The following is a 23,487-nucleotide window of genomic DNA, read 5'->3' as shown; positions in this document are numbered from 1 at the left end:
TCTCGACGGCCTGCAGGCCGCGATTCGCCCTGAAACGCGGATGATTTGGGTAGAAACGCCGACAAACCCGCTGCTTAAGCTGGCAGATCTTGCCGCCATTGCCGACATCGCTCAGCGCCATCGCCTGATTAGCGTGGCCGATAACACTTTCGCCTCTCCCGCGCTCCAGCGTCCGCTGGAATCCGGCTTTGACATCGTGGTGCATTCGGCAACCAAATACCTGAACGGCCATTCTGATGTGGTGGCCGGGCTGGCGGTTGTGGGCGCTAATGACGAACTGGCGCAGCAGCTGGGCTATTTACAAAACGCGGTCGGCGGCGTGCTTGACCCGTTCAGCAGCTTCCTGACGCTGCGTGGCATCCGCACTCTGGCCCTGCGTATGGAAAAACACAGCAGTAACGCGTTCCAGCTCGCTCAGTGGTTAGAGACACATCCAGCAGTGGAGAAAGTGTATTTCCCGTGGCTGGAGACTCACCCGCAATATCACCTTGCCCGCCAGCAAATGTCGCAGCCCGGCGGCATGATTTCGATTGTGGTTCGTGGCGATGAAAAACGTGCAGAAGAGGTGATCCGTAAGCTGAAGCTGTTTACCCTGGCGGAAAGCCTCGGCGGCGTAGAGAGCCTGGTCAGCCAGCCTTATAGCATGACTCACGCTTCTATTCCGCTCGAACAGCGGTTGAGTAACGGCATCGTGCCGCAGCTGATTCGTTTGTCGGTCGGGATTGAAGATGCCGGAGATTTGCAGGCCGATCTCGCGCAGGCGCTGGGTTAGCGATTAATTCGCTAAAGCGCAGGAAGAAATACTGTCATAAATATAAATAATGGCCTTTTGTTTGCAAACCTGGAGTACATCCAGAGCAAGACAAAAGACCATTTATTTGCTGTGCGTTAATAAATTAAGTCTGTTTATTATTTAGCCAAAGTACTGACGACGTAAAATATCGGCCCCGTCGTCAATCGCCTTATGAATTGCTTTCACGCTGCGCTTCTCGTCCTTTTCCGCTAAAGCTTCCAGCAAATCGTCGTAATTATGATGCCCCTGACTCATTTCTTCCGACTGCGGGTACAGATAATTAAAGCACGGCCCGATGCGCACCCAAAGCTGCTCAATTAACACGGTGAGCGTTGGCATCTCTGCGTACTCAAACAGCTGGAAACGAAACTCCCGATTAGCCTGCAGCGCGGCCTCAACGCTGACGTGCTTCGCTTCAAGAAACGCATCACAAAGCTGCTTCAGGCGGGCCAGCCTGGTTTTGTCCATGTAGCGCGCAGCCTGCTCTACCGCCATCCCTTCGAGATTTTTACGGATGGTGGTGATTTCATGGTATCGCCCCAGAGAAATTTCAGGCACCAAAAATGCCTGCGCAGGCGTGGCATCCAGCGCTCCGGAAGAGACCAGACGCAAAAGCGCCTCACGCACCGGCGTAATGCTGGTGCCAAGCTGTTCGGCAATCTCTTTGGTTACTAATCTTGCGCCGGGTTTTAAGGTTCCCACAATCAACGCACCCTTTAACCTTGCCTCAACTTGCATGGTTAAACTCATTCTTTGCGCTTTTTCTAAGTCAAGCATGTTTATTTCCTATAGCAAAATAACTACTTTGTATTTGCAGTTTAATAACTGGCTTGTCATCAATGGAGTATATAGGATATATCATGTACTCTTACCACAAATTTATACCACCATGCGAATTAACCTGACGAAACATTCGATATCCGTCAATAATTTAGACGGTAACGTATAGGGATTGACTACAAATGAAAGCATCCGGCCGTAAACTCGCAACTCTGGCTGTATTAATTAGCCTGGTAACCCCCTTTAGCTACGCAAGTGAATTAGTTATAGCCCAACCTGCTTCCGCCACCGCGATGGATCCGGGTTTTCTTAAAGAAGCCGCCACCCTGGTGGACAATATTTTCGATACTCTGGTCCTGCGTGATAAAAACATGCAGCTTCAGCCTGGCCTTGCCACAGCCTGGAAAGCGCTGGATGAAACGACATGGCAGTTCGACCTGCGCCCTGGCGTCACCTTCACCAACGGTGAACCGGTTAACGCTGCGGCGGTGAAATTCTCCATCGACCGCATCCTTGACCCGGCGAACCACGCGCCAACCATTTCCTACATCCGCACGATCAAGTCCGTAGAGGTCACCGGGGACTACCAGGTTCGCATTCACACCGACGGCCCTGACCCGCTTCTGCCTACGCGCATGAGCCGCTATCCGACCTATATCGTACCGCCTGCTTATGTAAGTAAAGTCGGTGCTGCGGAATTTGCACGAAAACCTATTGGTAGTGGAGCATATACATTAAAAGAATTTATACCAGATGAACGTGTGGTTATGCAGGCTAATCCACATTATTGGCGTGGAAAACCGACAATTGACCAGGTCACCTGGCGCCCAATTCCAGAAGCGACCGCTCGCATTACCGCCCTGTTAACAGGGGAAGTGCAGCTGGTTGACAGCGTTCCTGCCGACCTGGTTTCAGCGCTCAAAAACAAGCCCGGCATTCACCTTGAGCAGGTGAAAGGCGGTGGTCTGACGATTTACCTCGGCCTGAAGAATGGTGAGAAACCGTTAAGTGATGCCCGCGTTCGCCAGGCACTGTCGCTGGCGCTGAATCGTCAAGCCTACACCAGCCAGCTGCTGCATGGTTTTGGTACGCCAACCGGCACCATGGCTGGTGCGAAGGACTTTGGCTACCTCAATGTTCCGGCACCTGAGCAGGATGTCGCCAAAGCTAAAGCTTTGCTTAAGGAAGCGGGTTACCCGGACGGCTTTACGCTGAAATTCCAGGCACCGCGTCGCTATATTGCCAGCGCTGAAGTCGCCCAGGCCATCGTTCAGGATTTAGCCGCTATCGGGGTGAAGGCGCAGCTTGAAGTCCCTGAATGGTCGGTTTACACCCAGCAGGTGGCCTCCGGCAAACAGGCTGAGATGTACATGCTGGCGTGGGGTTCAACCCAAACGCTGGATGCCGATGCCGCGCTGTACCCTATCCTGCACTCCGGCGAGCCGTACTCTACGGTCAGCAACCCTGAGCTGGATAAGCTGCTGAACGCCAGCCGCTCCACGGTGGATGCGAAAAAGCGTGAAGTTATCCTGCAGGACATTCAGAAAGTTGTCGCCAAAGAACAGCCGCTTATCCCGCTGTACCGCGAGGATTCTCTGTATGCCAATAGCGATAACCTGACCTTTACCGGCCGTGCCGACGCGCGTATTCCGCTGTATGACCTGAGGCTGAAATGATTTTCCCCGGACGCGCCCTGACCCGTCGCCCTCGTCGCCTGATTTCAGGCGACGGCGTGCTGGGGGGCTTATTGCTAGGCACGGTGATCCTGCTGGCGCTGGTAGCCCCATGGCTGCCATTGCCTGATCCGTTAATCAATAACCTGGCGGATACGTTCCTGCCGCCGGGCAGCGAGACGGCGAGCGGCATGCACTGGCTTGGCACCGATCAGCTCGGGCGCGATTTGCTGGCAAGGATCCTGGCGGGTACCCGCCTTTCCCTGACGGTGGTGTTACTGGCGGCGGCAATTGCCGCCGTTATCGGCACGCTGCTGGGGATGCTGGCAGGCTACATTGGCGGCTGGCTGGATGCGGTCATCATGCGCCTGATGGATATCCAGCTGGCGGTGCCGTTTATTTTGTTGATTTTGCTGGTGATGGCGCTGTTTGGCACCTCGCTGGAAAACATTATTCTGATCATGGGCGTGACCAGCTGGGCGATTTACGCCCGCGTGGCGCGCGCCAAAACGCTCGAACTGCGCGAGCTGGAATACATCGAAGCGGTGCGCGCGATGGGCTTTTCCACGCCGCGCATTCTGCTGCGCCACATTCTCCCTAACCTCGCCACGCCGCTGGTTGTGCTGCTGACGCTGGATATCCCAAGACTTATCGTGCTCGAAGCCTCTATCGGCTTCCTTGGTATGGGGATCCAGCCGCCTACGCCCACCCTCGGCAACCTGATTGGCGAAGGGCGCTCCTATATGCTGCTGGCGGAATGGCTTGTTCTGTGGCCGGGGTTGATTATTGCGGCCCTGGTGGTCGGCTGTAACCTGCTCGGCGATAGCCTGCTGCGTAAAACCCACACGAGGCTTGACTGATGCTGCGCTACATTCTCTCTCGCTTTGCTCAGGCCGTGCTGGTGATGTTTGGCGTCTCGCTGCTTATCTTTTACAGCCTGCACCTGACCGGCGACCCGGCTGCGGTGATGATGCCGCCCGGTTCTTCCCAGCAGGAAATTGATAACTTCCGCCATGCGATGGGCTTTGACCGCCCGCTGCTCTGGCAATACGGCCATTACCTTACCGGCCTGCTGCATGGCGATCTTGGCCTGTCGCTGCGCTATGAGCAGCCGGTGACAGAGCTTATCGCCCAGCGCGTGCCCGCCACGCTGCTACTGGCGGTTTCTGCTCTGGCGTGGAGTACCGCGATCGGCCTGCTGCTCGGCCTTGTCAGCGCCGTCTGGCGTAACAGCTTCTGGGATTTACTCGCTCGCCTGTTCGCCTTTAGCGGCCAGGCCGTGCCGGTATTCTGGCTAGGTCTGCTGATGATTATCTGGTTCAGCCTGCATCTGCGCTGGCTACCCTCCAGCGGCTACGGCAATTTCAGCCATCTGATCATGCCCGCCATCAGCCTTGGGGCCTATTACATGAGCGCCATCGCCCGTCTGGTGCGCGCCAGCCTGATTGATGTCCTGGCCCAGGATTACATCCGCACTGCGCAGGCCAAGGGACTAAGTTCGTGGCGGATCCTGATTCGCCACGGCCTGCGCAATGCGCTGATCCCGGTGGTCACCGTCCAGGGAATGTATTTTGCTTCTCTGCTCGGCGGCGCGCTGGTCACCGAGATTATCTTCGCCTGGCCCGGCATCGGCCGCCTTGCGGTGCAGGCGATTCAGAACCGCGACTTCCCGCTGGTGCAGGCGATTGTCCTGCTGGCCGCGCTGGTGTTCGTGGTGGTGAACCTGATCATTGATTTGCTGTACGTGGTACTCAACCCGAGGATCCGGCTATGAAGCCTCTCGATGCAACGCTGGACCTCCTGCACCAGCTCACACCCTTCCGCAGCGTGGCGGGCTATATCGACCAGCAGCGTGACCTCGCGCTATGGCTTGAGCGGTGGCTGATTGAAGAAACCGACGCCGAAGTGCTGTATCCGGTGAGCCAACAGCTTCAGGATGGTGCGCCGCCGCTGGTTCACGTGCGCATTGACATCGGTTCGCCGCGTACCCTCGTGCTGTACAACATGTACGACGTGATGCCCGCTGACGAAGAAGGCTGGGAGGTCGATCCGTTTGTCGGCGGCATTAAACACTGGTCGGACAAAGGCGACGTTTTTATTTCCCGCGGCGCAGAGAACAACAAAGGCCCGCTGGCAGGCATGCTGATGGTGGTGCGCGACCTCTATCACTCCGGCCGCCTGCACACCAACATTGAAATTCTGCTGGAAGGCGAAGAGGAGATTGGCAGCGGCAACCTGCGGCGCTACCTCGCCCGCCAGCCTTGTCCGGTAGCTCCCGCCGAAGCGGTGCTTTTCCCTTCTCTGTGCGAATACGGCGGCGGTGCCCCGCGAATTTACCTTGGCTTCACCGGCCGCAGCGGTGGCCGTCTGGTGGTAAAAGGCGGCAGCTGGGGCGGCCCTAAAGCGGCTATTCACGCCAGCAACGCGGCGTGGATCGATAACCCCGTCTGGCGGCTTGTGCAGGCGTTAAGCACCCTTGCGCCCCCTCACGCTAATGGCGTACTCGAAACGGGCGAGCTGGATGAAGAAGCCAGTTCGATTCTCGACGACCTTGCGCTCGATTTTAACCTGGCGGACGAACTGACTTTCCGTCGCAGCGAGAAGTTCTCCATCAGCGGCGACAGCTTCAGCCATCTGGCTTATCTGCTGGGCAGCGCGGTGCTGAATATTTCAGAAATAGCCAGCCTGCCGCACGGGGCTCAGGGCGTCATTCCTCCCGAAGCCTTCGCCGATTTGGTACTAAGAACACCGCCCATCGTCGATGGCGAACGCCTGATGCAGCGCATGAAGGAGCAGCTTGCTAGCCCGGCGCTGGCCGGTGCCGTGCTCGAACCGGGCGACAGCTATCCGGGCTACCGTTTCAGCATTGATGACGCGGGCGTGCTTGAACTAATGACCAGCTATCACCAGCAGCAGGCAAAACCGCAAATCTGGCCCTGGGCCCCCGGCTGCGCGCCAGCTTACGCTTTCGCCGCCGTTGCCCCTGCCTTTTTGATAGGCGGCCTGGGCTACGGCGGCAACGCCCACGGCGTGAATGAATTCGTCACGCTCAGAGGCCTACAACGCTACCAACAGTCGCTCAATGACTGGCTACTCGCCTTTTAAACCACGGCCAGCACTCGGGAACCAGACAGGATAATGCATGAAAAATGTGAATGATTTTGAACGTGTTACGCTAGGATTCTTCCCCACGCCGCTGGAATCTTTACCTCGCCTTAGCGAAACGCTGGGCCTGAACGTAAAGATTAAGCGCGACGACTACAGCGGCTTTGGCGGCGGCGGCAACAAAGTCCGCAAGCTGGAGTACCTGATGGCCGAAGCCTGCCGCGAAGGCGTCAAAGTGGTGATCACCACCGGCGGGCACCAGTCTAACCATGCGCGAATGGTCGCCGCCGCCGCGCGTAAATTTGGCATGAAGCCGGTGCTGGTGCTTCGCGGTGACGAGCCGCAAACTTACCAGGGCAATCTCCTGCTGGATAAGCTGTTTGGTGCCGAACTGCAATTCCTCGACCCGGAAGGTTACTTCACGCAGATTGAAGGCGCGATGCAGGCGCATGCAGACGCGGCAGCGGCGCGCGGGGAAAAGCCGATGATCATTCCTCTTGGCGGCGCAACGGCGCTGGGCGCGCTGGGCTACGTTCGTGCAGTTGAGGAAATGGACGCCCAGCTTCGCGCCGCGGGCGAATCCGCGCCGGACATTATCGTGGCCCCAACAGGCTCCGGCGGAACACTCGCCGGGCTGTACGTCGGCGCCCGTCGCTACTGGCCCAAAACCAAAATTATCGGCGTCAGCGTGAGCGCCAAAGCCGACTGGTTCCAGGCCCGTATCTCGGCGATGGCCGGTGACTGCGCCAGCCTGCTGGACTGGGATCAAAGCTGGCAGCCGCAGGATATCTGGATTGAAGACGGTTTCGTCGGCAGCGCCTACGGCGTACCTTCTGAAGGCGGCATTGAGGCCATTTATCAGGTTGCTCAACAGGAAGGCGTCCTGCTGGATCCGGTTTACACTGGTAAAGCGATGCACGGTTTAATTGAGTTGGCGGAAGAAGGCCGTATTCCTGCCGGCAGCTCTGTTATTTTCATGCACTGCGGGGGCTCTCCGGCGCTCTACCCGTTCGCTCAAAAACTCCTGGAGCACTGAGTATGCAGATAGTGAACCGTCAGCAGGTCGCTGAACTCGGCGGCAACGACCCGATCAAGGCGTTGCAGGACGTTGAGGACACCGTGCGGCTGCTAAGAAACGGCGAGGCGGTGATGCCGGCGGAAACCCATGTCGATCTGGACACGCCGCTGGGCAAAGTTTACGCCCTCCCGGCAAGGGTTGGCGGACGGTTCAACGCCACAGGCGTGAAATGGACGGCCCATCGCCCTCGCGCCACTGACGGCTATCCGCAGGCTATGGCAACGACGTTGCTCAACCGGGCGGATAACGGCTTACCGGTTGGCCTGGTGGAAAGTGGCAGCCTGACAGCAACCCGCACGGCGGCGGTGTCTGCCCTCGCCCTCAAGCTGGCGGCACCTCTGCGACCTTCACGCGTCTTATTGCTTGGCGCAGGCGTTCAGGCCCGCGCCCATCTCGATATGCTCGCCGCACATTTTCCCGATCTGGAAATGGTCTACTGCTGGAATAAAACGCCGGAGCCGCTCGCCGACATGCTCAGCCATTCTGGCGACCTGCCCTGGCCCGTTACGCAGTTTGAAACACTGAGCGATGCGTTGCGTCAGCACTGGGACGTACTGATAACCTGCACCAGCGCCAGCGAGCCGTTTTTACGCCCTGGCATCTGGCGTGCGGGGACGCTGGTGCTGCAAATTGGCTACCACGAAGTGGCTTTTGAAACGATCGCCGCCGCCGACAAAGTGGTGGTAGATCTCTGGGGCGACTTCAAGCTAACCAGCGCCAAAAGCCTGTTCCAGATGTACCGTGCCGGGCTTTTTGACGAGCAAAACGTGGCGGCAGATTTAACCAATTTGCTGGTCGATGGCTGGCGTCCTTCGGCAACCGACAGAGTTTATTTTTCCTCTTTCGGCCTTAACGTGTTTGATATCGCCCTTGCCGCCCGCGTGCTGCAGGCTGCCGTAGACCAGGGCCAGGGCAGCAATCTACCTTTTGGCTGGGAAGCTGCCGATGCTGATTAGCGCCAGTGAATTGCAAAAGCGCATGGCTGGCGGGGAGCAATTTGCGTTACTCGACGTGCGTGAACTGGAACAGTGGCAAACCGCTTCGTTACCGGGCGCGCTCAGCCTGAACGTCTACGACTATTTTGTTCCCGACTCCACGCCGGAAGGCTACGCCGCAATGGCCGGGGCCTTTGTTCATGCCTGGCAGCAGCTCAGCGTGACGAGCGGAGCCACGCCGGTGTTCTTCGAGCAAAGCGTGGGGATGCGTTCTCCGCGTGGGCTATGGTTCTTGTGGTTTGCCCTCGGTGCTGACGGGCTGATTTTAGACGGCGGCGTGGATGCCTGGGCCGCTGCAGGCGGGAAACTAACGCCGGGCCACGGCGCACAGGCGGTTGTCTCTGCCGCTGGAGCGCCAATCTGCCAGCCAGCCATGCAGCAGCTGGCCGCTACTCGCTGCGAAACGATCGACGCCGATCCGGCCTCAACGCAGCTGCTTGATGCCCGCAGGCCAACGGAATATGACGGCAGTTTCGTGCACGAATGCTGCGCCCGGGCCGGACGTATTCCCGGTTCAAAACTCTTGTTCTGGGAAGACGTTGTCGAGCATGGCCGGTTTAAATCCACCGAAGCCCTGGCCCATCTTGCCGCCGAGGCCGGGTTTACGCCGTCAAAAAGAGTGATTATCTGGTGCCACCGTGGCGCACGAGCCGCCACGGTGCTTGTCGCGCTTAAGCTTGCGGGCTATCAGGATGTGGCCGTTTACGTCGGCTCCTGGCACGAATGGGCGAGTCACCCGGAATTACCGTTGCTTAGCGCGGAGTAATCACCCCACCTTACGCAGTTTCAGAGCTTGCTGAATATCCGGCGCGGCGGCAATCAGCTGCTTCGTGTATTCATGCTGCGGCCGATCGAGCACCTGCTTCGTGGCCCCGGTTTCTACTATTTCACCCCGATACAGCACCACAACCCGATCGCAGGCCTGGCGGACGGCGCCGAGGTCGTGGCTGATAAACAGAACGGTTAAGTCCAGGCGGTCACGCAGATCGGCGAGCAGCGCCAGGATCTGCCCTCGTACGGAGAGGTCCAGCGCCGAAACGGCCTCGTCGGCCACCAGCAGTTCAGGCTCAAGCGCCAGCGCGCGGGCGATGGCAATACGCTGACGCTGCCCGCCGGAGAAAGCCGCAGGCAAACGCCCTGCTGCACCGGCGTCCAGCCCGACAAGCTCCAGTAATTCATTCACCCGGCTTTGAATTTCCCCTGCTGGTCTTAATTTATGAACTCGCAGCGGTTCGGCAATCTGCTCGCCTACCGCCATTTTCGGATCCAGGCTGGCGTAAGGATCCTGGAAGATAATCTGCGCCCGGCGGCGCATCCCCAATTGCTGCTCACGGCTGGCGCGACGCACGTCCAGTCCATCAAAAATAATGGTGCCGCTGTCTGCCGGAATTAAGCCTATTGCCGCCCTGCCCAGCGTGGTCTTGCCCGAACCTGACTCGCCAATCAGCCCGACGATCTCGCCCCGCTCAATTTCAAGACTGGTAGGCTTGAGCACGGTTTGCCGGCTGGCAGGGAAAAACGGCAGCGCATGCGCCTGGGGATAGCTTTTGGTCAGCTGCGACAGCTGTACCAGCGGTGAACGGGTCACGTCTTTGCGCCTGGCGGCCTGCGGTTCCGGCTGGGAAGCGGCAATCAGCCTGCGGGTATAGTCGGCCTGCGGATGGGTTAGCAGCGCTGGCACATCGCCCTGCTCAACAATATTGCCCTGATACAGCACGCAGGCGCGGTCCGCATAGCGGGCAACCACGCTTAAATCGTGGGTAATAAAGAGAATGCCCATCGCCATTTCCTGCTGCAACTCCTGCAGCAGGGCCAGGATTTGTGCCTGAATGGTGACGTCGAGCGCGGTGGTAGGCTCGTCGGCAATCAGCAGCGCGGGCTTGCAGCTAATGGCGCTGGCAATCATCACCCGCTGGCGCATGCCGCCGGAAAGCTGATGAATATACTGTTTTGCCCGCTGCGCCGGGTTCACAATTCCGACCCTGTCCAGCAGCGCGACCGCCTCACGATGCGCCTGCTTCCAGCTGAGTTTTTGGTGGCGAACCAGCACTTCTGCAATCTGCTCGCCCACCTTCAACACCGGATTCATGCTGCTCATCGGTTCCTGAAAAATCGTGGCAATCTGCTGCCCGCGAAGCTCGCGCGGATATTTTTGACCGACGGCCGACACGATCTGTCCGTTAAAAATAACCTCACCGCCCGTTTGCCGAACCCCAGTTGGAAGCAGCCCCATCACCGCCAGCGAGGTTAAGGTTTTCCCGGAGCCAGACTCCCCCACCAGCGCCACGATCTCCCGGCTTTCAACGCTGAACGATGCCTCCTGCACGAGGGGCTTTCCCTCGAGCGTACTGATGCAAAGCGAGTTAACGGCTAACAGCGGGTTTTGAGCGGCCATAAGAGTTCCAGACGAGAGCTAACATCGTGATTTTTGAGACTATAATATCTGCCCAGGCACCACAAGATGATTTGCTGATAGCTTATTCATTTGGTCTTGTTCCCGGGAGTTACCCGCACGCGTAATTCCGTCGGCAAGCTTTGACTTTCACGAAAGCCTGCTCGATCAGAACAGCGAGAACAATAGCGCGACCGGGAAGCTCATCGGCCAGGTCGCCCCGACAAGGACGGAGCAAAGCAGCTTAATACGTTTGGAGTCTTTGGCGAGCAGCCAGGTGATCCCGGCGCAGATTAACGACATTACGGCGTAAAAAACCAACATGTGTTGATAAAGCGTCATACAAAGCATTACTACTTGTTAAAAAATTTTGCAAAATATGCTCTTTTTTATGACGCAGATCAAGTTTAGAAACTTACTTTACTCTGTAATAGCTGACTTCCGTCGTCGCATGCTGATGCTGGGTTTGCTGCGTGTTTCCCAGCCCGGTGACCAGCGTTATGTCGCAGTCAACGGGCGTTAGTTGTTCGTCATAACGGCAGTGGCTTTCGGCGGTTAAAAACGCCACGCCCATCGTCTCGGTCACTAATTTGTAGTCGAAAGGCCGCTTTGCGGCATCTTCGTAGCTGACTTTGGTCTGCGAGGCCACTTTGTCATTCAGATAGAAATCCACCTGCTGAGGCAGCCCACTGGGGTTGTATTCATGATGAGCAATTCGCTGGCCGCCCGGCATGAAAAAGATCTCTTTCAGCAAGCCGTTTGGCCAATAGGCGTACTTCACCTCGCCAAGATCATCCTTTCTCTTTTGCACCAAGCATTTATCATTCAGCTTGAGGGATAAAGGTTTACCGTTCTGGGTGCCAATAAGCGCGTTCCCTTCACGGCGAAGCTGCAGGACCATTTTTTGCGCCGAATCCCTGATATCAAGGCTTGTAACGCACCCTGCACGGTCCACCACCAGTTTATTTTCATAGTTTATTTCGCCGGAGGGATGCTTCATCACGGTATGCATTTCGCGCACGTTTCCGGACGGGGCGTTAAAATCAAACATCGTTGCCAGGTTGGCGATGGCCGGGTTTCTTGTCGTCTGGGCATGGGAAAAAGGACTGAAAAGCAGCGTCATCCCCAGCAAAAAATAACCTTTTAATGTCATACATCTTCCTTGAACGCAGGCAGAAATTGTCCGCCGTTTACGCGTGGATGCCGGGAGCTTTAATTAAGCAGAGGGTTAAAGAGGTTTTAGCGGAACACTTTACGCGATCTGCCAGACAAAACCCACCGAAGTGGGTTTGCAGGGCACTTACAGCTTAGGAATGATCAGCACCTGTCCGGGGTAAATTTTATCCGGGTGGCTTAGCATCGGTTTATTCGCTTCAAAGATAGTGTTGTACTTGTTGGCATCGCCGTAAACATGTTTAGAAATGGCGCTCAGCGTGTCGCCCGATTTCACCGTATAGTAAGTCGCCTCCTGCGCCGCATCCGTTGCCTGAATATTGTTTTCCACGCTGCTGATACCGGCCACGTTCCCCACCGCCACCTGAATTTTTTCTTTCAGCGCCTGGGTCAGCCCGTCCCCGCCGGAGATCACCGCTTTGCCGTTTTCAACGGTGACATTTACCTTTTCGGCACCGGGAATGCCGCTGTTTTTCAAATGCTCCTCAAGCTTGCTGCCCCGATCGTCTTCGTTTCCTTTCAGCGAGTCCCACAGTTTCGCACCCGCGTCTTTGACAAAATCAAATAATCCCATGGTTTTTCCTCCTGTTTACTGGTCCCAGTAAGCCTGGCAAAAACAGAGGAATCCGCCAGTCGCCCGTTTCAGCAGGTCAGTGTTTAATCATCACATGCCGAATCACGGTGTAATCCTCCAGCCCGTACAGCGACATATCTTTGCCGTAGCCGGAGAGCTTTTGCCCACCGTGCGGCATCTCACTGACCAGCATAAAGTGCGTGTTGACCCAGGTACAGCCGTACTGCAGCCTCGCGCTCAGGCGATGCGCCCGGCCAACGTCCTGCGTCCATACCGAGGATGCCAGGCCGTAGCTGGAGTCGTTGGCCCACTCAAGCACCTGCTGCTCATCGTCAAACTTTGTGACGCTGACCACCGGGCCAAACACCTCTTTTTGCACGATCGCATCGCCCTGCTTCGCACCGGCCAACAGCGTTGGCTGATAGTAATAACCGTCGCCTGCCACCTTGCTGCCGCCCGTCACCACGTTGATATGAGCCAAAGCTTTAGCGTCCTCCACGGCTCTGCTCACGCGTTCAAGATGTGCCTTTGAACTCAGCGGCCCCAGCTCAGTGCTTTCGTCCTCGGGCGGCCCATATTTGAGGCTGGCAACGGCTTTGCCAAGCTGCTCAACCAGCCTGTCGTAAATGCCGCTTTGGGCATAGATCCGACACGCGGCGGTACAATCCTGCCCGGCATTGTAAAAACCGAACGTTCGCACGCCTTCGACCACCGCCTGCAGGTCCGCATCGTCAAACACGATAACCGGCGCTTTGCCACCCAGTTCCATGTGGGTGCGTTTAATCGACGGCGCGGTATGGCTAATAATATGTTCCCCGGTGGCAATAGAGCCGGTCAACGACACCATTCGCACTTTTTCATGCCCGGTCAGCGCATCACCCACGGTAGGGCCGCGCCCGAACAGCACGTTAATCACGCCCGCAGGGAAAATATCTTTTGCCAGCTCTGCGAGCTTAAACGCGGTAAGAGGCGTAATTTCGGAAGGTTTGATAACCACGCAGTTCCCGGCGGCCAGCGCCGGCGCCAGCTTCCAGGCGGCCATCATCAGCGGATAGTTCCAGGGCGCAATAGAAGCGACCACCCCAACAGGATCGCGGCGGATCATCGAGGTGTGCCCGCTCAGATATTCCCCGGCGGCCAGGCCGCTCAGGCAGCGGCTTGCCCCGGCAAAAAAGCGGAAAACGTCGACAACGGCCGGGATCTCATCATTCAGCACGCAGTGGAAAGGTTTGCCGCAGTTTTGCGATTCAAGGCGCGCAAAGGCTTCACCGTGTTGCTCTATGGCATCGGCCAGCGCCAGAAGATGCTCCGCCCGCTCCTTCGGCGTCGTCTGCCCCCATTCGGCAAACGCTTTATCTGCCGCCAGCACGGCATCGTTGACCTGCTGAACAGTGGCTTCTGCCACCTCCAGCAGCAGCTGGCCGGTTGCCGGATTGTAGACCGGTTGTTTTTCCCCGAGGCCATCCACAAGCTGGCCGTTAATCAATAACTGGCTTTGCATCCCGATCTCCTTTCTCGTTCTGATAATAAGGCCTGCAGCGGCGCATTAGCGTAAAAGGACTGAGTAAAAAGCATAGTTCCGCCGGTACGTCGCCTGCGACACAGCGTAGGGATTTTCACCAGGTTGTGATGCACTGCGCAGTAAGTCGGTGAAACGGCTTCGCTCTCTTTGGTATAACAGGCGGGATAGAAAATTAGGTATCTATTGAAAATTAATATGAAAAGAAAGCAGCGCGCCCTATGCTTTAGTCAGCCATTTTCTTAATTAATCGCCGGGAGGCACTATGACCATTTCTGCCCGTAATCAGTTAACCGGCACCATCAGCAACGTCACGTGCGGCGCCGTCAACGACTAAATCGAATTAAGCCTGAACGGCGGCGGCAAGCTGGCGCTGGTGAAAGCCTCTTCGGTGCTGATTGCGTTGAAGAAGTAAAAATTACGCTTCCGGCAGCCCCTCAGGCTACCGGGTTTGACAAGCTTACCGATAGCGCACGTCAAGCTTACTGTAGGCTACCACCGCTTCTGAACCGTCCTTGTTTTTGTCCTGGTTGTAGTTCCCCGCCTTGAAGTAAAGCTGGATGTCTGCCCAACTCTGTTTCGGATAACTGAAGGTTTTGCTGACCGTTCGTCCTCCGGCGTTGGCTTCAACCGTTACTTTCATCCCGCTATCAGTGCCTTTGGCTTTAATGCTGTAGTCGATTTTTTCCTTAAGCCCGACGCCCGAAAGCAGCGTGGTGCGTTTCTCCGCGTCGCCGTAATTCTCTTTCACGCCCGCGACTATCGCGCCGTCCTCCCAGCGCAGCTTCAGCATTTCAGAGCCGCCGGGTTTGTCGCCGTGGATTTGCGCAAAAATGATCGACCGGGTGGCCGGGTTCTTCACAACAAACACCGAGCCGCTTTGCTGATTCTCAAAATCACTGCCGTTAACAAAATTATGGGTTGCCCGCAGCTCAACCCGGGGAAACTCACTGTGCGGCGTAGAGCCAAAACCTGACGGCGCCTTAAACATCATCGCCCCCGCCGGAATAGCAGAATCACAGCCTTTTGAACCGCCGCAGTTGCTGTAGAAGTACCGGTTATGTAGCTCCGGCGTTATCTTGACCTCGTTAGGTTTTTCACTGCCGTCAAAGGATTGCAGCAAATAGTCCTTTGTCAGCACCGGAAAATTTTCCCCCGGCAAATTCTGCCCGTTTTCAGCCCATGCGCTGGCGCTCAACGTCACCAAAAGCAGGCCTACCGGCACTGCGTAACCTACTGTTTTACCCTTCATCTTTTACCCCAACGCAAAATGTAAACCCGCCCGCTCAGCTAACCATTAATCAGCGTAGATGCTTTACTTAAAATCTGTTGCTGTGGCATTTCAGTGGTAACAATGGGTTTCCGGTTCTTAACCTGATGCATAAAGGGAATATTGATGATCAAAAAACTGCTCGTTTCGGCGCTGTTTGCAGCCAGCTACTCCGCCTTCGCGCTGGCGGATAACGCGGGTGCAGCGTTTAAAACTTTTCCGCTCGGCAAGCTTGAGTTAACCGCCCTGCACGATAAAAACAACGCCCTGCCTAACGATGGCAAAGTGATGGGCGTCGACGTGGGAGAAAAAGCAGTGGCCGAAGTGCTGTCTGCGGCGGGCGCCCCGACGGACAATATTAAGCTCAGCGTCGATGCACTGCTGGTCAAAGACGGCAGCAAAGTCATTTTGCTGGATACCGGGCTTGGCCCCAACGCTCAGGGGCAGCTGATTTCGAGCCTCGCAAAGGCGGGCTATAAGCCAGAACAGATTACCGATGTGCTGATCACCCACGTTCACGGCGACCATGTTGGTGGGCTGCTGACGGCGGGCGGCAAATCGGCGTTCCCCCACGCCACGGTGCAAATCTCCGCTCCGGACTGGGCCTGGCTGCAAACGTTGCCGAAGATGAAGGCGCTGGCGGAAGCTATCCAGCCGCAGGTGAAAACCTTTAAGCCTGGCGACCAGGTGCTGCCGGGGATTACCTCTGTACCGCTGCCGGGGCATACGCCGGGGCACGTTGGCTATCAGATTGTCTCCGGCAAGCAGCGTCTGTTAGATATTGGCGACTCGGCGCACAGCTCGATTGTGTCGCTGACGAAGCCGGAATGGGCGATTGCCTATGATAACGACCGCCAGGAAGGAATAGCCAACCGCAAAGCGCTGCTGGCGAAGCTGGCCGCCGATCGCGAGCTGATTTTTGCCCCGCACTTCCCGTTCCCTGGCGTCGGTCACATCGTGGCCAAAGGCGACCATTACGTCTTCCAGCCGACAGAGTAGCCGTGCTACAGGCCGGTTCGCCGGCTTTTAAACCTCCTGCCGGTGAATCTGATACCAGACATGCCGCCGCAGCGGATGCTCCGCCGGCACCATCGGATGGTCAAACTCACCGCATCGGCGCATGCCTGATTTTTCCATCACCCGCTGTGACGGCAGGTTCGGTAACGCGGTAAAAGCGACAATGCTTTCGAGGCCGTACTCTTCAAAACCCACGCGCAGCGCCTCTCTCGCAGCTTCTGGGGCATAGCCTTTTCCCCAGAACGCGCTACGAAGCCGCCAGCCGACCTCAACGCACGGGGAAAACGGCAGCTCGTACATCGGGCGATTTAAGCCCACAAATCCCGCCAGCTCGCCGCTGTGCCGTTCTTCCACCGCCCAAAAACCAAAGCCGTTTTGCGCCATACGCTCGCGAAATGCCTCCAGATAGTTACGGCTTTCTTCCGGCGTTAATGGCTGCAAAAAATAGCGCATGACTTCGGGGTCAGCATTCATCTCAGCAAACGGCGCTGCATCGTCATCGCGCCACGGCCGCAGCAGCAATCTTTCAGTCTGGTACACCTTGAAACTCCTTAATTAAGGTCTTAATTAAACGTGACAACGTCACTGCCGCCTGATGTTCTCTGTCGCCCCACGCCCACGAGGCATTGAAGCGGAAGTAGTTGTCCCACGCGCGGCCGGTGGTGAACATTTTGCCCGGCGCGATGCTTATCTTGTGCGCCAGCGCCCGCTCGTTAAGCAGGCTGGCGTCCAGCCCTTCCGGCAACTCGATCCACAGGAAATAGCCGCTTTCGCTGCGGTGGATTTTTACCTCCGGCGGGAAGAGATCGTTCAGCGTCTGCCACGCCTGCTGTTTCCGCTCGGCCAGCATCCTGCGCAGTTTTCGCAAATGCGTGTCATAGCGGCGGGTCGCGAGGAAATCGACCAACGCCAGCTGCATCGGCGAACTCGTCGATAAGGTGCTCATCAGCTGCAATTGCTGAATTCGGCGGGCGTGTTTTCCGGCTGCCACCCAGCCGATGCGAAACCCGGCCACCAGGCATTTCGAAAACGAAGAACAATGCAGGGTCATGCCCTGATTATCGTATGCCCGCGCAGGCAGCGGCCTTTCCCGGCCATAATAAAGCTCGCTGTAGACGTCGTCCTCAATCAGCGTGACGTTATGCGCCTGCAGCAGTTTCACCAGCTGCGCTTTTTTCTCCGGCGGCAGCGTCACCCCCAGCGGGTTCTGGCTGTTGGTCATTAGCCAACAGGCCTTGACCGGATATTCCGCCAGAGCCTGGGCCAGCGCGTCGAGATCGATTCCACTCACCGGGTCGGTTGCAACCGACAACGCTTTAAGCCGCAGGCGTTCCAGCGCCTGCAGCGCGCCGTAGAAACAAGGGTTTTCGACAATCACCCAGTCGCCCGGCTCGGTGACGGCCTGCAGGCTGAGATTGAGCGCCTCAAGCGCCCCTGCGGTGATAACAATCTCGTCCGGGGAAACCTGCATTCCCTGCTGGGCATAGCGCTGGGCGATGGCGTGACGCAGAGCTTCGTTACCGGGCGGCAGGCTTTCAATCACGCTGATGGCGGTGGCGGTTTTGCTGACCGCGGACATCGAGCGGTTGAGCTGCTGGAGCGGGAAAAGACGCGGATCCGGAAACGCGGAGCCAAACGGCACCACCGAAGCATCCGTGCTCGCCTGCAGGACATCAAAAATATAGGTGTTGATATCGACGGTTTCGGCGCGGGTCACCTGCACCGCCGGCGGCGTGGTACGTGCCACGGGCCGGGGCGCAACGTAGTAGCCAGACTGTGGCCGGGCAACGATTGCCCCCTGGCTCTCAAGCATCTGGTAGGCGTGGCCGACGGTCATAAAGCTCATCCCGCTGTGGCCAACCTGCTCGCGCAGCGACGGCAAACGGTCGCCCGGCTGCCAGACGCCGAGGGCAATCTGATCGAGGATCTGCTGTGCCAGCTGCTGGTACTTTTTCATGCGCTGCTCCCTGTCTATATCACAGCGCTAAAAATACGCTGTTTTGTACAACTGTTATAGTCAGAAAGTGATTTTTTAACATGAGGGTAACGGGCGGAATAACCGCCCGTGGGGATGCGAACTAAAGGATTTTACTTCACGTCGGCCAGCGCCGTTTTCTCAACGTAAGGCTTCATCAGGCTATCTGCCGTTTGCTGCGCAGATTTCGCTGCGGCTTCCGGCGTCACTTTCTGGTCATTCACCACCGCCGCCAGCTGGTTTTCCATCGCCTGGCGCACGGCAACCGTTTCATAGGTCGAGTACCACGGATGGGCATATTGCAGCTGATCCAGCGCGATTTGTGCGCGAGGATCTTTCTGCAGGTACTCTTTCATTTCCGGCGTGTCATAAGAGGCTTTCAGCGGCGAGAAGTAGCCGGTGAAGCGGCTCCACGCGCCGTTAACCTGCGGGCTAACCAGATAAGTCAGGAACTGGTAAGCCGCTTTTTTCTGCGCATCGGAAATACCTTTGAAGCTCACCAGGCTCGCGCCGCCGATAGGCACCGCGCGCTGTTCCTGGGCGGGCATCATCGCCACTTCCATATCAAAGTCTTTGCTGTTTTCGCGCATAAAGCCCAGCGCGCCGGTGCTCAGCATCGCCATGCCCAGCTTGCCGCTAAAGAAGGCGGCGCTGATTTGTTTGGAGTTCAGCACGCCAGACGGCATCACTTTGTCGCGGTAAACCATATTCTGCCAGAAGCGCAGCGCGCCGATGGTGGTCGGTGAATCGTAATACACTTCGCCCGGATAGTTTTCGTTGAAGTAGTTGCCGCCGTTGGCGCGAACCAGCGAGGAGAAGATCCAGCCGCCGTAGTCGTCGTTGGTGGACGGCAGCATGATGCCCCACTGCCCTTTGCTGGCGTCGGTCAGCTTCTTCGCATCGGCCAGCATTTCGGCCCAGGTCTGCGGAGGCTGCTTGATGCCCGCCTGGTCAAACATCGTTTTGTTGTAATAAAGAATTGGCGTGGAGTTATGAAACGGGATCGCGTAGGTGACGCCCATAACCTGGGCATTTTTATGCATCGCCGGCCAGAAGTCGTTCATCAGGAAATCACCCGCCTTGCGGGGGCCGTATTTAAACAGCTCGTCCATCGGCAGGATCTCGTCCTTCAGCGCCAGGTCGGTGGTGAAGTTGGCCGACATGATCACCAACGCCGGCGGCTGCCCGGCCTTCTGCGCGGATTCCGCTTTAATTTTGGTGGTGTCGTAGCTGCCGGTAAAAATACCGCGCACCTCAACGTCCTGCTGCGAGTCGTTAAACGCTTTGATGACGCGCGTCATCTCCATCGTCAGCTTGCCGTCGACCGGCGCCGGGAACATAAAATCAATTTTCTCTTTTGCCAATGCCGCGCCGCTCACGGCCAGCGAACAGCAAACGGCAAGCGCCCGCCATTTATGCATCAGGGGGTTAAACATGGTCAATCTCCTGGTGTAAGTTGTGGTGAAGGTCTGTGTGGAAAAGGTGAATATCCGATGAGGAAAAACCGAGGGTGAGCGTATCGCCTTTTTCTGGTACCGCCCCGCGATGGCGGCGGGTGTAGCGTAACGTCCCCAGGTGTGTGCTGACATGGAGCAGGTAATCTGCGCCCATCAGTTCTCGTTGCAGCACCGTCGCGCTCAGCGTCAGGTGCCCTTCCTCTGGCCTGTCGGTAAGATGCTCAGGACGAATACCGAGCCAGACGCTCTTTTCCGCGCTCGCCGGGGACGGCAAAGGCAGGTTCAGCGTCGCGGGCAGGATGCGGCCGTCTTCACAGGGCAGAGAAACCAAATTCATTGCGGGCGAGCCGATAAAACCGGCAACAAACAGGTTGGCTGGCCGGGCATAGAGATGCTCCGGCTTGCCCACCTGCTGCACCACGCCCCCGCTCATCACCACAATACGGTCCGCCATCGACATGGCTTCCGTCTGGTCATGGGTGACGTAAATGGTGGTGGTTTTGAGCTGATGATGCAGCGCCATGATGCTGTCGCGCACCTCGGTACGCAGGCGAGCATCCAGGTTTGAGAGCGGCTCATCCATCAGGAACAGGCGTGGATTACGCACAATAGCTCTCGCCATCGCCACGCGTTGACGCTGCCCGCCGGAGAGTTTGGCCGGTTTGCGGTCGAGCAGTTCGCCGAGCTGTAGCATCGCGGCCACCTGCTCGAGACGAGGCTGCCAGCTGGCCTTGTCTTCTTTGCGGATCTTCATGCCAAACGTGATGTTGTCGCGCACGGTCAGGTGCGGAAACAGCGCATAGTTCTGGAAAATCATCGCGAAGTTGCGCTCGCGCGGCGACATCGAGGTGATGTTCTCGCCGTGGAGCCAAATCTCACCGCTGCTGACCTCTTCCAGCCCGGCCAGCATCCGTAACAGCGTACTTTTGCCGCAGCCGGAAGGCCCTACCAGCACCACAAATTCACCTTCTTCGATGCTGAGCGACAGCGCATTCAGCGCCGCTTTGCCTTCGAACTGCTTGCTTACGTGATTCAGTCTTAACATGGCCGTTAGCGCTCATCCGTCGGGCAGCTGATCGCCGCGTCATACAGCCACGGGCCTGCATAGTGAGCCAGCGAATGCTGGTAGCTCACCCACTGCTCGCCCACCTGGCGGTGCATCAGGCAGGACGGCGGCGACAGATCGTAATACGGGCGGCTGTCTTCAAAGTGGTATGGCACCTGGTGCACCGTGCCAGGAATGGTGGCGATGGTCGCCTGCCGATATTGCGTGATTGTCAGGCAGTGGTTATGGCCGCAGAAAATACGCACCAGCGACGGGAAACGCGCCACCAATTCCAGCAGCAGATGGCCGTTTTCGCAGGCGATTTTGTCCATTTGCGCATTCCCCAGCGGCAGCGGAGGATGGTGCATAAACACAGCCGTTGGCCTGTCGCCGCCCGCCGTAAGCTGCGCCTCAAGCCAGGCTACGGTGTTGTCCGTCAGCCACCCTTTGGAGTGCCCCGCCAGGCTTGAGTCGATAAACAGCAGCCGGGTAGCGAAATCGTCCACCGCATAATGAATGTTTTGCGGATCGTGCCCCAGCTGCGGGCAAAGCGGGCGCAGGTACTCCAGGAAATGCGCTTTGTCGTCGTGGTTGCCGGGGATCAGATAAAGCGGCGACTTGATGGTGCCGAGCACCTGGCGAGCGACCTGGTACTCATCCGGGCGGCCGCAGTTGACGATGTCCCCGCTGACGATCACCGCGTCCGGGCGTTCGCGTAGCGCATTCAGCTGCGAGGCCACGTCGGCATTGCCGCCGTTAATATCGATAAAGCCGTACAGCTTCTGGTTCTGACTGCGGAAATGGGTGTCGGAAATATGGGCCAATAACATCACTCAACTCCTTACTTGATGCCTGAAAAACCAAAACTTCGCAGAAACTGCTTCTGGAAGGCGATAAAGGCGAGCATCAGCGGCAGGCAGACCATAATGGTGCCCGCGCTGATGGTGCCCCACTGGCCGCCGGACTCGGCGCCCATAGCAAACGAAACCAGGCCAACAGTCAGCACCTGTTTATCCGGGTCGTTGAGCATCATCAGCGGCCACAGATACTCGTTCCAGTGGTAGGTAATGCTCACGGTGGCAAACGCCAGCACCGACGGCCAGCACATCGGCAACAGCACGCGGTACAGCACCTGCCACCAGCGGCAACCTTCCATCAGCGCGGCCTCCTCCAGCTCTTTCGGGATGGCGAGAAACGCCTGACGCATCAGGAACACGCCAAACGCAGAGGTGAAATAAGGCATCATCACCCCGGTCAGCGTGTTGAGCAGCCCCAGCGCTTTGAGCGTCATCATGTTCGGCACCATCATCACCACCGGCATGATCATCAGCTGCACCAGGAACAGCAGAAACAGCGTCTGTTTGCCGCGGAATTCATGGCAGGCGAAAACGTATCCGGCGGTGGTAATGGTGACGAGCTGCACGAAGAAAGTGCCGAAGCTAAAAATCAGCGTGTTGGCGTACAGGCTCAGCCAGTCGGCGCTCTGCCAGGCATCACGAAAGTTATCCAGCGTCAGCGGGAAACGCGGCAGCACGGAAGCCATGCCTTCGCTAAAGGTGCTGGCGCTAAAGGCCGAGGACAGCATCCAGAGAAACGGACTCACCCACAGCAACGCCAGGCAGCACATCAGCACTGTGAGGGTGATGCCCTTTGATTTACGCAGGCGCAACCACAGCGGCTGCGGCACGCTACGCGCGTTGACAACGGGCCCAGAAAACTCAACGCTCATGGTGGGCGCCCCTTTCCAGCAACTTGAGGTTAACGAACGAGAAGACAAACAGGCCGGCCAGCGTCAGGAAAGTGGCGGCGGAGGCTTTGCCCAAATCATGCGTGTCCCAGGCGAGACTCTGGATGTAATACAGCAGCACGGTCGTGGCGTTATCCGGCCCGCCGCGCGTCATTACCGCGACGTGATCGATCTGGGTTATCGAGTAAATCAGCGCGGTGGTAATGACAAAGCTCAGCGTCGGGCGCAGCAACGGCAGCGTGACCTTAAAGAACACCTGCGATGAGGTCGCGCCTTCCATGATCGCTGCTTCACGCGCCGAGGCGGGCAGGCTTTGTAACCCTGCGAGGAAAAACAGCATGTAATAACCGGCAAACTTCCACACGCCAATCAGCGCCAGGGCGTACAGCGCGCTGTTGCTGCGCCCGAGCCAGTTGTTGTTCATCGGCCCGAACAGCTTCGCCAGGTAGTAATCCAGCATGCCCATGCCTGGCATAAAGATAAACAGCCACAGCGCCGCCGCGCTAACCATCGGGATAATCATCGGGAAAAAGAAGGCCGTGCGCAGCCAGCGGTTAATGCGGTGGTTTTCCCACAGCGCGACCGCCAACAGCAGCGCCAGGACAACGCCCGGAATGACGGTCAGCACGATATAAAACAGGTTATTCACCAGCGATTTCCAGAACACCGCGTCGGCGAACAGGCGCACATAATTGCCTATGCCCACGTAAGCGCCAGCGTCGCCCGCCATACGCGTATCAAACAGGCTGTCGTACACGGAGCGCACCAGCGGAAACCAGGTGAATAGCAGTAAAAAGAGTAAAGACGGCGTGAGAATCAGCCAGGGAAGCCAGGGTCGTTTTGCCATTGTCCGAAAACCTGTCGGGGGTCAGAAGTCAGACAGTATGGGAGGGA

The 23,487-nt window shown here is 57.5% G+C and carries 23 protein-coding genes; 9 read left to right on the top strand and 14 right to left on the bottom strand.

All coding sequences use genetic code 11. The annotated features are described in order from the left end of the window. Positions 1-772: PLP-dependent aspartate aminotransferase family protein (locus HX778_RS24285; RefSeq protein ID WP_176983311.1), on the top strand; the 772-nt coding region annotated here is incomplete at its 5' end. Between the two features lie 141 nt (positions 773-913). Here HX778_RS24285 and HX778_RS24280 read toward each other — a convergent pair. Further along, positions 914-1,570 carry a GntR family transcriptional regulator gene (locus HX778_RS24280; protein WP_038472203.1) on the bottom strand — a complete coding sequence of 219 codons (657 nt, stop codon included), beginning with the start codon at positions 1,568-1,570 and terminating at the stop codon, positions 914-916. A gap of 185 nt (positions 1,571-1,755) precedes the next feature. Between HX778_RS24280 and HX778_RS24275 the strand changes: the two genes are divergently transcribed. From HX778_RS24275 to HX778_RS24245, 7 genes are read left to right on the top strand one after another with little or no spacing between them, the layout of a single operon-like run. After that, the gene (locus HX778_RS24275) at positions 1,756-3,249 is read left to right on the top strand and encodes an ABC transporter substrate-binding protein (protein ID WP_038472201.1); all 1,494 of its coding nucleotides are present in this window, start codon (positions 1,756-1,758) and stop codon (positions 3,247-3,249) included. Beyond that, positions 3,246-4,106, top strand: a complete 861-nt coding sequence (locus HX778_RS24270; protein ID WP_176983310.1) for an ABC transporter permease — start codon at positions 3,246-3,248, stop codon at positions 4,104-4,106. Before HX778_RS24275 ends, HX778_RS24270 begins: the two co-directional genes overlap by 4 nt. Then, on the top strand, positions 4,106-5,020 hold the full coding sequence (locus HX778_RS24265) for an ABC transporter permease (RefSeq protein ID WP_176983309.1): 915 nt from the start codon (positions 4,106-4,108) through the stop codon (positions 5,018-5,020). Before HX778_RS24270 ends, HX778_RS24265 begins: the two co-directional genes overlap by 1 nt. Then, complete coding sequence (locus tag HX778_RS24260; protein ID WP_176983308.1) at positions 5,017-6,351, top strand: M20/M25/M40 family metallo-hydrolase; 1,335 nt, start codon at positions 5,017-5,019, stop codon at positions 6,349-6,351. The genes HX778_RS24265 and HX778_RS24260 overlap by 4 nt, the downstream gene beginning before the upstream one ends. A 37-nt stretch (positions 6,352-6,388) precedes the next feature. Continuing rightward, complete coding sequence (locus HX778_RS24255; RefSeq protein WP_038472194.1) at positions 6,389-7,387, top strand: 1-aminocyclopropane-1-carboxylate deaminase/D-cysteine desulfhydrase; 999 nt, start codon at positions 6,389-6,391, stop codon at positions 7,385-7,387. Positions 7,388-7,389: 2 nt separating this feature from the next. Beyond that, a complete protein-coding gene (locus HX778_RS24250) occupies positions 7,390-8,385 on the top strand; it encodes an ornithine cyclodeaminase (protein ID WP_176983307.1) in 996 nt (331 codons plus the stop codon). Continuing rightward, entirely contained in the window at positions 8,375-9,190 is an 816-nt protein-coding gene (locus HX778_RS24245; RefSeq protein ID WP_176983306.1) for a sulfurtransferase, read from the top strand. The genes HX778_RS24250 and HX778_RS24245 overlap by 11 nt, the downstream gene beginning before the upstream one ends. On the opposite strand, the gene HX778_RS24240 is transcribed toward HX778_RS24245, so the two are convergent. The 6 genes from HX778_RS24240 to HX778_RS24215 form a co-directional block, all read right to left on the bottom strand. Next, entirely contained in the window at positions 9,191-10,819 is a 1,629-nt protein-coding gene (locus HX778_RS24240) for an ABC transporter ATP-binding protein (protein WP_176983305.1), read from the bottom strand. It lies immediately after the preceding gene. Positions 10,820-10,984: 165 nt separating this feature from the next. Further along, entirely contained in the window at positions 10,985-11,158 is a 174-nt protein-coding gene (locus tag HX778_RS24235; RefSeq protein ID WP_071842913.1) for a GhoT/OrtT family toxin, read from the bottom strand. Positions 11,159-11,231: 73 nt separating this feature from the next. Then, positions 11,232-11,969, bottom strand: a complete 738-nt coding sequence (locus tag HX778_RS24230; RefSeq protein ID WP_176983304.1) for a YnfC family lipoprotein — start codon at positions 11,967-11,969, stop codon at positions 11,232-11,234. A 147-nt stretch (positions 11,970-12,116) separates the two neighbouring features. Further along, the gene (lysM, locus tag HX778_RS24225; protein WP_176983303.1) at positions 12,117-12,563 is read right to left on the bottom strand and encodes a peptidoglycan-binding protein LysM; all 447 of its coding nucleotides are present in this window, start codon (positions 12,561-12,563) and stop codon (positions 12,117-12,119) included. A gap of 76 nt (positions 12,564-12,639) precedes the next feature. Further along, positions 12,640-14,064: an aminobutyraldehyde dehydrogenase gene (gene patD / locus HX778_RS24220; RefSeq protein ID WP_176983302.1), complete on the bottom strand. Its 1,425-nt coding sequence runs from the start codon at positions 14,062-14,064 to the stop codon at positions 12,640-12,642. Between the two features lie 478 nt (positions 14,065-14,542). Then, complete coding sequence (locus tag HX778_RS24215) at positions 14,543-15,334, bottom strand: polysaccharide lyase family 7 protein (RefSeq protein ID WP_176983301.1); 792 nt, start codon at positions 15,332-15,334, stop codon at positions 14,543-14,545. Between the two features lie 144 nt (positions 15,335-15,478). Here HX778_RS24215 and HX778_RS24210 point away from each other — a divergent pair, with 144 nt between their 5' ends. Next, complete coding sequence (locus tag HX778_RS24210) at positions 15,479-16,351, top strand: MBL fold metallo-hydrolase (protein WP_176983300.1); 873 nt, start codon at positions 15,479-15,481, stop codon at positions 16,349-16,351. Positions 16,352-16,378: 27 nt separating this feature from the next. Here HX778_RS24210 and HX778_RS24205 read toward each other — a convergent pair whose 3' ends face one another. From HX778_RS24205 to HX778_RS24175, 7 genes are all read right to left on the bottom strand, one after another. Next, entirely contained in the window at positions 16,379-16,909 is a 531-nt protein-coding gene (locus HX778_RS24205) for a GNAT family N-acetyltransferase (protein WP_176983299.1), read from the bottom strand. After that, a complete protein-coding gene (locus HX778_RS24200; RefSeq protein WP_038472176.1) occupies positions 16,896-18,326 on the bottom strand; it encodes a PLP-dependent aminotransferase family protein in 1,431 nt (476 codons plus the stop codon). The genes HX778_RS24205 and HX778_RS24200 overlap by 14 nt, the downstream gene beginning before the upstream one ends. Positions 18,327-18,457: 131 nt before the next feature. Next, entirely contained in the window at positions 18,458-19,765 is a 1,308-nt protein-coding gene (locus HX778_RS24195) for an ABC transporter substrate-binding protein (RefSeq protein ID WP_176983313.1), read from the bottom strand. Positions 19,766-19,772: 7 nt separating this feature from the next. Then, positions 19,773-20,846 (bottom strand): ABC transporter ATP-binding protein, encoded by a 1,074-nt coding sequence (locus HX778_RS24190; RefSeq protein WP_176983298.1) that lies wholly within the window; start codon positions 20,844-20,846, stop codon positions 19,773-19,775. A 5-nt stretch (positions 20,847-20,851) separates the two neighbouring features. Beyond that, a complete protein-coding gene (locus HX778_RS24185) occupies positions 20,852-21,676 on the bottom strand; it encodes a phosphodiesterase (protein ID WP_176983297.1) in 825 nt (274 codons plus the stop codon). Positions 21,677-21,687: 11 nt separating this feature from the next. Next, positions 21,688-22,575 carry a carbohydrate ABC transporter permease gene (locus tag HX778_RS24180; RefSeq protein WP_038472168.1) on the bottom strand — a complete coding sequence of 296 codons (888 nt, stop codon included), beginning with the start codon at positions 22,573-22,575 and terminating at the stop codon, positions 21,688-21,690. Continuing rightward, positions 22,565-23,440, bottom strand: coding sequence for a carbohydrate ABC transporter permease (locus HX778_RS24175; RefSeq protein WP_176983296.1), 876 nt, complete (start codon positions 23,438-23,440; stop codon positions 22,565-22,567). Before HX778_RS24175 ends, HX778_RS24180 begins: the two co-directional genes overlap by 11 nt. Positions 23,441-23,487: the final 47 nt, after the last annotated feature.

The organism is Cedecea sp. P7760 (assembly GCF_013386425.1).
Classification (GTDB): Bacteria; Pseudomonadota; Gammaproteobacteria; order Enterobacterales; family Enterobacteriaceae; genus Cedecea; species Cedecea selenatireducens.
The sequence above is the reverse complement of the archived record's forward strand: the minus strand, read 5'-3'. Positions and strand labels throughout refer to the sequence as shown.

What these genes read in the sequence shown, in the direction of transcription:
- HX778_RS24280 (WP_038472203.1), bottom strand. Translation starts at nt 1,570, where the DNA reads ATGCTTGACTTAGAAAAAGCGCAAAGAATGAGTTTAACCATGCAAGTT.
- HX778_RS24275 (WP_038472201.1), top strand. Translation starts at nt 1,756, where the DNA reads ATGAAAGCATCCGGCCGTAAACTCGCAACTCTGGCTGTATTAATTAGC.
- HX778_RS24270 (WP_176983310.1), top strand. Translation starts at nt 3,246, where the DNA reads ATGATTTTCCCCGGACGCGCCCTGACCCGTCGCCCTCGTCGCCTGATT.
- HX778_RS24265 (WP_176983309.1), top strand. Translation starts at nt 4,106, where the DNA reads ATGCTGCGCTACATTCTCTCTCGCTTTGCTCAGGCCGTGCTGGTGATG.
- HX778_RS24260 (WP_176983308.1), top strand. Translation starts at nt 5,017, where the DNA reads ATGAAGCCTCTCGATGCAACGCTGGACCTCCTGCACCAGCTCACACCC.
- HX778_RS24255 (WP_038472194.1), top strand. Translation starts at nt 6,389, where the DNA reads ATGAAAAATGTGAATGATTTTGAACGTGTTACGCTAGGATTCTTCCCC.
- HX778_RS24250 (WP_176983307.1), top strand. Translation starts at nt 7,390, where the DNA reads ATGCAGATAGTGAACCGTCAGCAGGTCGCTGAACTCGGCGGCAACGAC.
- HX778_RS24245 (WP_176983306.1), top strand. Translation starts at nt 8,375, where the DNA reads ATGCTGATTAGCGCCAGTGAATTGCAAAAGCGCATGGCTGGCGGGGAG.
- HX778_RS24240 (WP_176983305.1), bottom strand. Translation starts at nt 10,819, where the DNA reads ATGGCCGCTCAAAACCCGCTGTTAGCCGTTAACTCGCTTTGCATCAGT.
- HX778_RS24235 (WP_071842913.1), bottom strand. Translation starts at nt 11,158, where the DNA reads ATGACGCTTTATCAACACATGTTGGTTTTTTACGCCGTAATGTCGTTA.
- HX778_RS24230 (WP_176983304.1), bottom strand. Translation starts at nt 11,969, where the DNA reads ATGACATTAAAAGGTTATTTTTTGCTGGGGATGACGCTGCTTTTCAGT.
- lysM (WP_176983303.1), bottom strand. Translation starts at nt 12,563, where the DNA reads ATGGGATTATTTGATTTTGTCAAAGACGCGGGTGCGAAACTGTGGGAC.
- patD (WP_176983302.1), bottom strand. Translation starts at nt 14,064, where the DNA reads ATGCAAAGCCAGTTATTGATTAACGGCCAGCTTGTGGATGGCCTCGGG.
- HX778_RS24215 (WP_176983301.1), bottom strand. Translation starts at nt 15,334, where the DNA reads ATGAAGGGTAAAACAGTAGGTTACGCAGTGCCGGTAGGCCTGCTTTTG.
- HX778_RS24210 (WP_176983300.1), top strand. Translation starts at nt 15,479, where the DNA reads ATGATCAAAAAACTGCTCGTTTCGGCGCTGTTTGCAGCCAGCTACTCC.
- HX778_RS24200 (WP_038472176.1), bottom strand. Translation starts at nt 18,326, where the DNA reads ATGAAAAAGTACCAGCAGCTGGCACAGCAGATCCTCGATCAGATTGCC.
- HX778_RS24195 (WP_176983313.1), bottom strand. Translation starts at nt 19,765, where the DNA reads ATGCATAAATGGCGGGCGCTTGCCGTTTGCTGTTCGCTGGCCGTGAGC.
- HX778_RS24190 (WP_176983298.1), bottom strand. Translation starts at nt 20,846, where the DNA reads ATGTTAAGACTGAATCACGTAAGCAAGCAGTTCGAAGGCAAAGCGGCG.
- HX778_RS24185 (WP_176983297.1), bottom strand. Translation starts at nt 21,676, where the DNA reads ATGTTATTGGCCCATATTTCCGACACCCATTTCCGCAGTCAGAACCAG.
- HX778_RS24180 (WP_038472168.1), bottom strand. Translation starts at nt 22,575, where the DNA reads ATGAGCGTTGAGTTTTCTGGGCCCGTTGTCAACGCGCGTAGCGTGCCG.
- HX778_RS24175 (WP_176983296.1), bottom strand. Translation starts at nt 23,440, where the DNA reads ATGGCAAAACGACCCTGGCTTCCCTGGCTGATTCTCACGCCGTCTTTA.